Raw genomic sequence first — 11,897 nt, forward strand, 5'->3', positions numbered from 1 at the left:
CGCCCGCGAGGTCTACCGCGCTCTGACCGCCACACCAACCGAACGAATCACCCAAACCGACCTCGCTCCTGCAGCTTGACAAGCATAGGAGCATCCGAAGGCAAGCGCGGCCGAGCGGTGCTGGACGCGCGCATCCGGACGATGAAGCAGTCCTATGACCAGAAGCTGGACGGCCTGCGGGCTGATCTCGCTTCCTCCGGCCTGGTGCTGCGCGTGGGGTCGAGCGCCGAGGACCAGGCGAGTACCGAGACCGACGCGGTCAGCACGGACTTCAAAATCGTCGCCGGTGCCGCGTATGACTTCGACGAGGTCAAGGCGCTGGACCTGCACCACCTGGGGTACGACTTCGTCACCGACGTCGAGATCGGGCCGCACGCACACCAAGCCTTCGTCGAGACGACCAGGGACCGCCGACGGCTGCTGCTGGCGGCGATGGACTACCTGGACCAGTCCGGCCAGGCCGAGGCCATTCCCGATCTGCCGGTGGACGATGTCGCGGCGATGACACGGGTCTCCCGGGAGCTGACACGTCAGCAGACGGACGAGGAATCCAGCACCCTTGCGTTGCGCTCCCGGATCGCGGAGCTGCGCGCCGAGCGCGAGCAGGCCGCGCGGATGCGGCGGTCCAAGGTTTCGTCGCTGGACGCCAACCTCGTCGTGCGGGTCCAGGCCCAGGTCGATCAGGCTGTGACCACAGCGGACGTCGAAATAGCATTCGACTCACAGTCCCTCACTATCCAGACTGACTTTGAACGCGAACAGAAAGACTAGTCGTCGGCCTTGTCGAATGCTCTATGAGAGTATTAGCGTGAAGAGTGTTCGGTGGGACTCAATACCTTGTCCGGACGATGTGACTGATCGCGGCCGACTTGTCAGAGGGCAGTCGGAACAAGCGGAAGGAAGAGATCATGGCACTTCTCAAGGGCAAGGGCGCGATGACCGGAGTCAACCTCATCGCGAAGGTCTACAAGAACGGCGCCACCAAGGACGGCAAGTCCCAGTACGCCGACGTCCAGGTCGACGCTCGAGATCCGCGCGGTCCGGAGCAGACGAACCTGCACCTGAAGTCCGATCGGGTTCAGGGTGAGGACGGCAAGGTCCGCTACAACAACGGCGCTCCGTACTCCATCGGCCAGATGGAGGAGATCGTCAAGGCCGCGGGTCCGAACACCGAGCCGATCCTCAACAAGGACGGCAACGAGGTCGGCACCATCTACGGCTTCAAGGGCAACGTGATGCCCGCGACGCGCGGCACTGGCCTGGTGGTCAACACCAAGTCCGTCGAGGCCTCCGAGTTCAAGGTCGACGACAAGACGCTGGACAACCAGTTCGCGTCCATGCGCGCCGCCCGCGAGGCACGGGCGGCGGCCAAGGAGTCGCAGGCTCAGGCCCCGGCTCCCGAGGCCAAGCAGGAGCAGGCAGCCGAGGTCGAGGTCAATGAGCCGGCGGTCGGCTGAGACCAAGACCGAGTCAAGCCTGATTCGAAAGGCCCTTGGATGTCACTGGGCGAACTCGCCGTCGTCGCAAGCGGAATGCTCGCTGTCGGCCTCGTTGCCGTGGGTGCCTCGATGCACTCGCGGCGCAGCTCCCGTCAGGGCGATCAGCCGGCTTCGCACGGCTGATCCACAGATGCCCTGCGCGTCCGCCGCGCTGGCCGGGGGCCGCGCCTCCAGCGGCCCCCGCACCTCGACGAACACCTCCAACCAAAGGGTTCTTCTCATGCGATCCGCCATCCGCAACGCCGTCATGACAACGACGGCCACCGCAGTCCTGCTCGGGGGGATCGCCGCGACGGCCACCCCGGCCTCCGCGGTCGGCTCCAGCGCGTGCACCCGGAATGACAAGAACCACTCCCTGATCGGCCCCAACCTGGAATGGCCGGCCATCCGCACCGGCCCGGGCGTGGCCTACAAGAAGAAGGGCCAGCTCGACTCTGCCGGCGAGTTCTGGGTGGAGTGCTCCGCCAAGAACAAGTACGGCAACCCTTGGTACTACGGCAAGTCCCTGTCCAGCGGCTCGTACGGCATGAAGGGCTGGGTCGCCGCCAGCTGGTTCTAGCACCACCGCGCGCCGCCGACGCGACGCGCCCCCAGACCGCTCCCTCGCGGAGCGATCGGGCCGATGCGCCGTGACCTGACCACGTGCCAGGCCCCGCCTTCCATGCCTCGGCGATGCCGGCGCCCGACATCGCGTCCATTGGCTGACCACCGACCTCTCGCCGAGGCACACCCCTACCCAACCGCACCCCTTTTATGGAGGTTTGTTTATGTCTGCACGTCGTATAGCCGTGCTCGCGGCCACCGCGGCCGCCGTCGCCCTGCCGCTGCTGTCCGCTCCGGCGGCCACCGCGGCCCCGCAGTCGGTCGCCACCGCGGTACCCGCCTCGTCCTGCACCACCAACCCCTACCTTCCGTGGGCGGTGCACGGCACCAGCGCGGTGACCATGCGCTCGAAGGCGACCACCCACTCCACCGCGCTCGGCATCCTGTACAAGTCGCACAAGTTCAAGGTGCACTCGTGGACCAAGGGCGCGAAGTGGGTGAACATCACCGACAAGAACACCGGCGTCCGGGGCTGGGTCTCCGGCCAGTACGTCTACCGCGACGTGAAGATGCGCCTGGACTGATTCCACCCCTGATCGCGGTGCCCCGGCAGCCCGTGCGGCCGGGGCACCGCCCCCCTTCGGTGGCCGCCGGCCCTCTCCCGCCTCGTTCTCCTTCTCTACCGCGCAGGTATCGCCATGCTCTCCTTCGCCGTTCCTGCGCCGATGGCGCGCAGCTCGTTGATGCGCGCCAGCGACGCCCTGGCCACCCAGACCACCACCTACGCCATCCCCCTGCTCATCCTGGTGACGACCCGCTCCACCGCCCTGACCGGCGCCGCGTTCATGCTGGAATGGCTGCCGCGGCTGATGGCCTTCACCATCGGCGGGCCCCTGGTCGACCGCTTCCGCGCCGACCGCGTCTTCCGCACCGCCGCCCTCGCCCGCACACTGCTGTGCGCGGCCGCAGCCTGCACCCTGGCCGTCGTGCCCGCCGCCGGCACCGCGGCCACCGTCATCGTCATGACCGTCGGCGCCGCCGGCGGGCTGCTCTCCCAGGCCTGCTTCGTCGCGGTCGAGACGCTCGGCGCACACGCCAGCCGCGCCGCCGGAGCCGATGCCCACCGCGTCCAGTCCGTGCAGATCGCCATCGACCAGAGCACCCTGCTGGCCGGCCCGCTCCTCGGCGGCCTGCTGCTGGCGGTCGGCCCCACCCTGATGCTCACCATCGTGGCCGCCCTGTCGGCCACCGCCGCCGCCAGCACGATCACCGCCCCAGCGTCCGCCGGCACCGCCGCCACTGGGGTACGCGTCGTGGCGGCCAGCCTGCGCACCGGGTGGCGCACCGTGCGCGGCATCCCCGCCCTGGCCTGGCTGGTCACCGGACTCTTCGCCAGCAACCTGGCCCTCGCCGTCACCCAGGCCAGCGCCCCGATCACCGTCATGACCAGCTACGGCCACTCCTCGATCGCGGTCGGCGCGGTCTGGAGCGCGGCCGGCCTGGTCTCCCTCGCCGCCGTCGCCGCCTGCCGCTACGCCATCGACCGCTTCGGACTGTGGCCCGTCGGAGCCGCCGGCGCCGCCACCGCCTGCGTCGCCTGCCTGGCCACCGCCCTGGCCCCCAACCTCACCGTGTACGCGGTGACTATCGGTGTCCTGATGGCCGGCGAGGGCGCGCTGACCGTCGTCCTGCGCACCCTGCGCGCCCGCCTCATCCCCGCCGCCGTCTTCGGCAGCACGCTCAGCGTGACCATCGTGCTCGTCGTACTGCCGATGCCCGTGGCTGGCGCCCTGGTCGCCGTCCTGCCCGCCGGCACCCTGCCGGGCCTGCTCCTGGCCTGCGCCGTCCTGCAGGGCGCGGCCATGGCCCTCGCCTTCCGCGGCCTGTGGCACCACCGCGCCTCCTACACGCCGAGCCGAACAGCCGCCGATCCCGCGGGCACCGACCACCTGGCCGCTGCCCAGGCCGACGCGCCGCGCGCGGCCTGATCCCGCCTCCAACCCGCCCGTTTCTCCCGGGAGTTCACCGTGTCCCACCCCATGCTCCTCGTCATCGGCTCCGGTCTGCGCCCCATGCGCGGCTACCTGCTGGAGCAGACCGCCGCCCACTACCCGCTGCTGCTGATCAACGACGCGCCCCTGACCTGGCAGAAGCCCTACGTCATCGACCACGAAGTCGCCGATCTCAGCGACCCGATCGCGGTGAACACCGCCGCCGCCTCCCTCGCCGTGCGATGGCCCATCGCCGGCGTACTGACCTGGGACGAGTTCCACCTGATGGCCGCCGCCCGGCTCGCCCACAGCCTCGGCGGCCGCCCCGGCAACACCCTCGCGGCCGTCGCCGCCGCCCGGGACAAGGCCACCTCCCGCCAGCGCTTCGCCGCCGCCGGAATCCCCTCCGCCGCCTCCACCTGGGTGCACTCCCTGGCCGCCGCGGCCTCAGCGGCCGAACGCGTCGGCTACCCGGTCGTGCTCAAGCCCGCCGCCTACGCCGGCAGCATCGGCGTCATCCGCGTGGACACCCTCACCGACCTGCCCGCAGCCTGGGCCATCGCCTCCGCCGGCGCCGCACACCAGGGCCCGGAGGGAGACGGCGTCCTCGTGGAGGAATACCTCGACGGACCCGAAATCTCCGTGGAGAGTGTCACCCGCCGCGGCGTCACCAGCGCCGTGGCCGTCACCCGCAAAGTGGTCGGCTTCGCCCCCTACTTCCTGGAGACCGGGCACAGCGTCAGTGCCGGCGACCCCCTCCTGCGCGAGGTCGCCCCCGTCGCCGCGGCCGCCCTGGAGGCGCTCGGCATCACCCACGGCGTCAGCCACACCGAGCTCCGCCTCACCCAGGACGGACCGAAGGTCATCGAGGTCAACGCCCGCCACGGCGGTGACCTCATCGGCGAACTCGTACGCCTGGCGACCGGGATCTCCCTGCCCCTTGCCGCCGCCGCCCTCGCCTGCGGCGAAATCCCCAACCTGCGCCCCACCCAGCAGCGCAGCGCCGCCATCGGCATGATCTACCCGCCCGACGAGGGCATCGTCACCCACCGCGACCTGCGCCCCGGCAGCGACCAGCACCTGGAGCACTTCCAGTGGCTGTGCGACGTCGGTGACACCGCCACCCTCACCCCCTCCAGCACTACGCCGAACAACATCCGCGCCGGGTACGCGGTCGTCAGCGGCGACAGCGCGCACGACGCCCAGCAGCACCTCGCCGACGTCCTCGCCCGCGCCGACGTGAAGGTCACCTCCGCCGTCCCCCGCGCCGCGTGAGCAACTCCGTCCCGCCGTATGCTGCTTGAAGGGACCACCCCCATGACCCGCACTGCCCCCGACCGTCTCGCCGCCGCGCTCTCCCACCCCGCCCCCGCCCCCGGAGTGTTCCTGCCGGCCGGCTTCCCCGCCCCCGGCCTGGACCTCGAAGCCCTGCAGTCCTTCGCCGCCGCTGGCGCGACGATCCTCGAGGTCGGCCTGTCGAACCACGACGCCATCTTCGACGGACCCGTGATCACCGAGGCCTACCAGCACTCCCTGCGGCACGGCACCGGCGTCGCGGACGTCCTGCGGACCGTCGACCGGGCGGCGACCACCACCGGTGCCTCCGTCGTCGTGATGTCGTACTGGGCTCCCGTTCGCGATTGGGGGCCCCACTTCGCGCACGACCTCGCGGCCGCTGGCGCCGCCGGTGCGATGATCGTCGACCTGCCCGCAGACGAGGCCGGCCCCTGGCTGACCGCCGCACTGGCAGCGGGAATCCACACCCCCCAACTCGTCTCCCGACAGGCCAGCGACGCCCAACTGCACCAGGTCGCCGCCGCCGCGACCGGGTCGCCCGTGTGTGGGAACGCACTGTCATACCCGGATGGCAGGATGGGGCACATGGCTGAACACGTAGACGATTTCCTTGAGCGGAACGCCTCGTTCATCGCGGGTGAGCCCGTGGTGAAGGCGATCGTCAGGCGCTACCGCGAGGCGGTCAGCGCTGGCAACAACGCCACCGCCACGGCGCTCGGTGAGCTGATGCTTGAGGTCGCCGAACCGCTCAAGGGCTTCACCGGCTACCGCGAGGAGTGGCCGAAGCCCTGACCCGCGACACGCCCGGAGTCCCCTGGAACTCCAGGGGACTTTTTGGTGCCCGGCATACGTTCTGACCTGCGGTTTCAAGCAGTCCGGCAGAGTTGCACCTGCCTTCAGCAAGCTGCGGGCTCCGGCGGCAAACTCGCAGGCCGGGACCCGCACGCACGGCGGGCCGCGTCACAGCTATCCGTCGGCGCCGGCATCAGGCGAGCCGGGATCGCGGTTCAACCCGGTGGTGCGTGAGCGCCAGCCGCAGACTCGGCAGCCGGCGGCTCTCGCTCCCGGGATGATCACCTCCGTGGACACGCCGAAGGCTTCACCCTCGTTCGGCGCGGACCTGGTCGGACGCATGGGCGCGTTGGTGGGTAAGGCCGGCACGGAGGGGAGCAACGAGGCACCGCCAGCGAGCGCTTCAACCGCCGGTTCGAGCAGCCCCCCGACGCCGGAGGGCAACCAGTCCGAATACAGCGGGTGAGCGACCGCGACCAGTGCACGGAACGAAAGGCCCCGGAGTGGACTCCGGAGCCTTTCGCATTATCCATTCAATGTCCTATCGAATGCGACTCATGATAGGATTTAACTGATTTTCCAGTTGAATCCTCAGTCCAGTCGAGAGGTCTTGCGCGGCATGTTCCACGAGGCACAGCTCGATGAGCGCTACCCACTCCTGTCCAAGCTCTCGGAGCCACTGAAGAAGGCAGAGCGCGACATCGTCGGCCGTGAGCACGAGACGATGCAGTTGCTGGCTTCCATGAGCCGCCCCGAGCTGTGCAATGCGCTCCTGCTGGCCGAAGCCGGCAGCGGCAAGACGGCCCTGGTTCAGGCCACGATGCTGGCGGACAAGGACCGCCTCTACCTGGAGGTAGACCCGGCGCGCATGATCTCCGAGGCGGGCAACGCCGAGAACATGGCGGCGAAGCTCAAGGGCTTCTTCGACGAGGCCGAGGACTTCGTCAAGGACGAGAAGCATGAACTGGTGCTCTTCATCGATGAGTTCCACCAGATCATCCAGCTCTCCGACGCCGCCGTCGAGGCGATCAAGCCGGTCCTCGCGGCTTCGGGAACCCGAGGCATCAGGATCATCGCGGCGACGACCTACGAGGAGTTCCACAAGCACATCTCGCCGAACCAGCCGCTTGTCGAGCGCCTGCAGCGCATCAATCTCAACCCGCCCGACCAGGCGACGACCATCAAGATCCTGCAGGGCATGGCCGAACGGTACGGCGTGGCCGACGAGTTCTACGACGACCACATCTTCCGGCAGATCTATGAGTACACCCAGCGCTACATGCCGGCCAGCGCCCAGCCACGCAAGTCCATCCTCGTGCTCGACGCCATGGTCGGCTGGCACCGGTTCACTCATCGGCCGATGGACCGGGACCTGCTCTCGGACGTGCTCATGGAGTCGCTGAACGTGAACGTCGCATTCCGGGTCGACGGCGCGAAGATCAAGCAGCAGCTGGACGCCAAGGTGTTCAGCCAGGACTGGGCGACACGTGCGGTGGCGAGACGGCTGCAGTTGTCGGTGGCGGACCTCAACGACAAGGGAAAGCCGATGGCGAGCCTGCTGTTCACGGGCTCCACGGGCGTCGGCAAGCTCTGCGTCGATTCGACGCGTGTTCCAGTCTATTCGTGGGACGGCAGGGTCGCGTGGAAGCGTCATGGGGATCTGATTCCAGGGGACTTCGTGTTCGGTCGTCACGGTCGACCGATCGAGGTGCTCGGTCACTTCCCGCAGGGCACGCAGGACGTCTACCAGGTCACGCTATGGGATGGCCGCACGCTCGACGTCGGCGGTCCGCACCTGTGGACGGTCTACACGACTAAGCAGCGCTCCAACAAGCACGCTGGCAAGGACGTGGAGCCGGTGACGTTGACGACCTTGGAGATGCTCGAGCGTGGTGTGGTGCGCACGTACGCCGGGGACCCGCGCGAGCACCTCAAGTTCTTCATTCCCGCCAACGAGGCGGTCGAATGGCCCGAGCAAGACTTGGGGGTCGACCCTTACGTCCTCGGTGTGCTCATCGGCAATGGGTGCCTTACGGAGTCGCAGCTGACGCTGTCCTCGGCCGCGGACGACGCGGATCAGACCGTGTGGACGGTCGGCGAGTGGCTGGGGTCGGAGCCGAAGCAGGCAGGCAACGGCTACAGCTGGAACTTCCCGGCCGGATGGGCGCATCCCAATGGCCGGGGCGAGGCTCTGCACCAGACGAAGGACGTTCTGGCTTCCGTCCCGGAACTCGTGGGCACCTACTCCGCTGACCGTCGTATCCCGGAGGCGTACAAGCACGCCTCGGTCAAGCAGCGCTGGGCGTTGGTGCGGGGCCTGTTCGATACCGATGGGACTATCGACGGTACGTCTGGGCGCTTCAACGTGTCGTACTCGACCGTTTCGAAGGACCTGGCCGAGGATCTGCAGGACGTGCTCTTCTCGCTCGGCGTCTCGAACTCTCTGAAGACATGGCGGCGGACCAAGGAGGATCGTCGCGAGCTGGTCGAGTACAACGTCCACGTCAAGGTGGGCAACGCGGACAAGGTGCAGTTCTTCGAGCTCCCGCGCAAGCGTGAGATCGCTGCGCGGGCGGCGCGAGAGACGTCGGGGCGCGAGCGCGTGAAGAAGTTCGACATGGTGGGCGTCAAGTCGATCGAGAAGCTGCCAGAGCAGCAGAGCTCGTCGTGCATCTACGTCAACGACGAGGAGCACCTCTACCAGGCTGGTCAGTTCGTGGTCACGCACAACACGGAGCTCACGAAGCAGCTGGCACGACTGCTGTTCGGTGACGACCAGCGGCACCTGATCCGGTTCGACATGACGGAGTACGCCGAGGACTCGTCGTTCGCGGCGTTCCGTTCCGAGCTCACCAAGCGCGTGTGGGACCTCTCCCACGCCGTGCTGCTTTTCGACGAGGTCGAGAAGGCCTCGGCGATGGTCACGCGCGTACTGCTGCAGGTGCTCGACGACGGCCGGCTCAACGACGACAACAACCGCGAGGTGAGCTTCCTCAACACCTGCATCGTGCTGACGACGAACGCGGGCTCGGAGATTTACAAGGACATCGCGCAGTACGCGGCGGACGACACCGGTTCGGGCAAGCACCTGCTGGAGTACGAGAAGCTCATCCGCCGCTCGATCTCCTCGACGACGGGCGACAACCGGTTTCCACCCGAGCTGCTGGGCCGTATCGACGCGATCGTGCCTTTCCAGCCGCTGTCGCTGCCGACGCAGCAAAAGATCGTGCGGAAGAAGCTGCGCCAGATGGTGCAGGAGGTGTTCGTCAAGCACAACGTGCGGGTCGACGTCGATGCGAGGGTCCTGCAGTACCTCATCGAGGACAAGGGCGACACCGACTCTGATGCCGGCGGTGCGCGTGCGGCTGTGGCGAAGCTGACCGACGAGGTCACCACCGCGGTGGCGACCTTCCTCAACGAGCACCCCTCGGAACGACGGATCCGCATCGACGTCGTCGGCGACCTGGTCAGCGACGACAAGAACCTGTTGAGTTCCGACGCCTACGTCGAGGTCAGCGCGGTGCGATGAACCGGTCGAAGACAGCGGGAACGAGTCGACTCGTGCATAAATAGCCATTCAATGCCCCATGATTGCCCACTCCGATAAGGTGGCAATAAGATACTCATAAACCAGGCCAACTGTGTTTTATTAGCGAAGGGATCGAGTGGCAATGGGCATTCTGGGAGCGGCGCCAGTCAGCCAGAAGAAAGAACGGAAGAAGAAGCCCGACGAGCTTCTGGCCTCCGTGGTGAGAGAGACGGCGATCCCGGCGGCGGTCGAGCTGCTGCGGTCGAACACGCGGTTCGTCTTTCCCAGCGGTACGGCCTGGGTGATGCTCGTGCTTGCAGCCGACGAGATCGGCGGCTTGAGCAAGCGGCACGGCCGGGACGAGGCGAAGGGCTCGATCATCGAGCTCATCAGCTCCGACCAGATCCGCACGGTGGCCACGGCGGAGATGCTCGACAAGGAGGTCTTCGGCATCATCCCCACCGACGAGACTCTCGCGCGCATGGAAGAGTACTCGCTGCTCACCGGTGCCACCTATGCCTGGGCCGTGGTGTGGCAGAAGCCCAGCGGCGACCTGCTCGTCGATCTGGTGAACGATGCGACCTTCGCGCAGGCGCGCTTTGTCGCTGCAGGTACCACGAGCCTCGAAGAAGCCGTGGGCAAGAAAGCGTGGGAAGAACACAGCGGCCTGGTCGCCGAGGCCGGAGCCACTGCCCCCGCGGTCCTCGGGGAGGACGAGGGGGATGCGATCTTCGACGAGATCCCCGGTGTCGAGCGGGCTGACGAGGGCCTGTACGACGAGCCGCTCTTCAGCGACGTCGTCGACGCGGATGAAGGGGCGGACGCACCCATGTTCGATGAGGCCGCCGCAGGTATCGACGACGCGGGCACCGTCCCGGTCGAGTCGGAGCCGGACTACGACGGCGACGAGGTGGCCGGCTACGAGGGCTTCGACGAGACCGACGCCGGCTACGGTATCGAGGGCGACTACCAGAAGGCCGACGACACTGTGCTGCTGGCCGATCAGGCCCAGGTGCGCGACGTCATCGCCCGCCGGTTCCTCTCCGAGGAGCTGGACCTGGACGTCCGGCTGGATGAGTTCAACGCGACCTTCGCCATCGGCGCGCCGGTCGTGCAGATCGCTGTGCCCGAGGGCGCGACGGAGTGGCTCGGGGACCAGGTCGCCCAGCTCAACCGGCAGGCCAACGCAGACCTGATGCAGCTCCGTTCCGCGCATAAGGATGAGCTGCGTGCGCTCTACGTCAACCTCATGTCGGCGCACACCGAGCAGGTCATCCGCGATGTGGCCACCGACCGCGCGGGCTCCCGGTACAAGCTGCTGAAGGACGCCGCCGAGGCCGAGCACCAGCAGCGGCAGACGGAGAAGGACGAGAAGATCCGGGCCCGCCGGGCGGAGATCGCCAAGGACTACGAGTCGCAGGCCTCCAAGGTGGCCCAGCAGGCGGCGCTCTCGGCGGAACTGCAGTACAAGGAGCGCAACCGCTCGAAGATGGAGCGCGAGCAGATCGACTCCGTCGCCGAGATCGAGCGGGACATCGAGGATACCCACGCGCACAACCAGCAGGAGATCCTGCGGGTCCGGCGTTCGGACGCGACGCTGAAGATGCAGACCGGGCAGACGCGGATCTTCGAGGTGCTGGCCGAGCGGCAGTCGGAGTACCTGGCGGCCGAGGAAGAGCGCCTGAACCAGTGGAAGTCCGAGATCCAGCGGATCGTCGACGACAACCGCAAGGCCGACATCGCCCAGTCCGAGGCGCTGGCCGAGCACCTGCGGACCACGGACGAGATCGGCGTCCTACGCCGGGAGCAGCAGGACCTCCTGGAGTCGGTGCGCTCTGAGCACGCCGACCGGATCCGCCGGATGGAGGACGAGCTCGAACGCAACCGCAAGGACGCCATCACGCAGATGACGGCTCGGGACGCCGAGTGGCAGCACAACCTCGACCTGGAGAAGGAGAAGACCAACTCCCAGGCGGCGCGGGTCACTGACCTGCTCCAGCAGCTGTCGACGGTCGAGGATTCAGTGGCCAGGCGGTATGAGGTGCGCCTGGCGGAGATGCAGGCCGACAAGGAGTCCTACGCCAACGAGCTGGCTCGGGCCTCCGAGATGCAGAGCCGCTCGAACAAGATCCTCGTCGTCATGATCGTCACGCTCTCGCTCCTGATGGGCGTGGCCGGCTTCATCGTCGGGGTGGTCTTGACCCGTTGAGCGGACCGGTCATGACCGACGGGGTGATCTGACGGCGC

At 67.8% G+C, this 11,897-nt stretch carries 10 protein-coding genes; 9 read left to right on the plus strand and 1 reads right to left on the minus strand.

The features are described from left to right. Positions 1-117: 117 nt before the first annotated feature. Together ACFC02_RS23250 and ACFC02_RS23255 are read left to right on the plus strand one after the other, a co-directional pair. A complete protein-coding gene (locus tag ACFC02_RS23250) occupies positions 118-771 on the plus strand; it encodes a hypothetical protein (RefSeq protein WP_376360458.1) in 654 nt (217 codons plus the stop codon). A gap of 137 nt (positions 772-908) precedes the next feature. After that, complete coding sequence (locus tag ACFC02_RS23255) at positions 909-1,457, plus strand: hypothetical protein (protein WP_376360461.1); 549 nt, start codon at positions 909-911, stop codon at positions 1,455-1,457. A 42-nt stretch (positions 1,458-1,499) separates the two neighbouring features. Here the strand turns inward: ACFC02_RS23255 and ACFC02_RS23260 are convergent, their stop codons facing one another. Beyond that, on the minus strand, positions 1,500-1,721 hold the full coding sequence (locus tag ACFC02_RS23260; RefSeq protein ID WP_376360464.1) for a hypothetical protein: 222 nt from the start codon (positions 1,719-1,721) through the stop codon (positions 1,500-1,502). On the opposite strand from ACFC02_RS23260, the gene ACFC02_RS23265 reads away from it, so the two are divergent. From ACFC02_RS23265 to ACFC02_RS23295, 7 genes are all read left to right on the plus strand, one after another. Continuing rightward, the gene (locus ACFC02_RS23265) at positions 1,720-2,058 is read left to right on the plus strand and encodes a hypothetical protein (RefSeq protein ID WP_376360467.1); all 339 of its coding nucleotides are present in this window, start codon (positions 1,720-1,722) and stop codon (positions 2,056-2,058) included. The two genes, ACFC02_RS23260 and ACFC02_RS23265, sit on opposite strands and share 2 nt — an antisense overlap. 208 nt (positions 2,059-2,266) lie before the next feature. After that, positions 2,267-2,626: an SH3 domain-containing protein gene (locus ACFC02_RS23270; protein ID WP_376360470.1), complete on the plus strand. Its 360-nt coding sequence runs from the start codon at positions 2,267-2,269 to the stop codon at positions 2,624-2,626. Between the two features lie 114 nt (positions 2,627-2,740). Further along, positions 2,741-4,030, plus strand: coding sequence for an MFS transporter (locus ACFC02_RS23275; protein WP_376360472.1), 1,290 nt, complete (start codon positions 2,741-2,743; stop codon positions 4,028-4,030). 39 nt (positions 4,031-4,069) lie between these two features. Then, positions 4,070-5,308 (plus strand): acetyl-CoA carboxylase biotin carboxylase subunit family protein, encoded by a 1,239-nt coding sequence (locus ACFC02_RS23280; RefSeq protein WP_376360475.1) that lies wholly within the window; start codon positions 4,070-4,072, stop codon positions 5,306-5,308. A gap of 42 nt (positions 5,309-5,350) precedes the next feature. Beyond that, entirely contained in the window at positions 5,351-6,121 is a 771-nt protein-coding gene (locus ACFC02_RS23285) for a tryptophan synthase subunit alpha (protein ID WP_376360477.1), read from the plus strand. Between the two features lie 619 nt (positions 6,122-6,740). Continuing rightward, the gene (locus tag ACFC02_RS23290) at positions 6,741-9,650 is read left to right on the plus strand and encodes an AAA family ATPase (RefSeq protein ID WP_376360480.1); all 2,910 of its coding nucleotides are present in this window, start codon (positions 6,741-6,743) and stop codon (positions 9,648-9,650) included. A 142-nt stretch (positions 9,651-9,792) separates the two neighbouring features. Further along, entirely contained in the window at positions 9,793-11,859 is a 2,067-nt protein-coding gene (locus tag ACFC02_RS23295) for a hypothetical protein (RefSeq protein ID WP_376360483.1), read from the plus strand. Positions 11,860-11,897: the final 38 nt, after the last annotated feature.

Origin of the sequence: Streptomyces sp. NPDC056160 (genome assembly GCF_042268205.1) — a bacterium.
GTDB lineage: Bacteria > Actinomycetota > Actinomycetes > Streptomycetales > Streptomycetaceae > Streptomyces.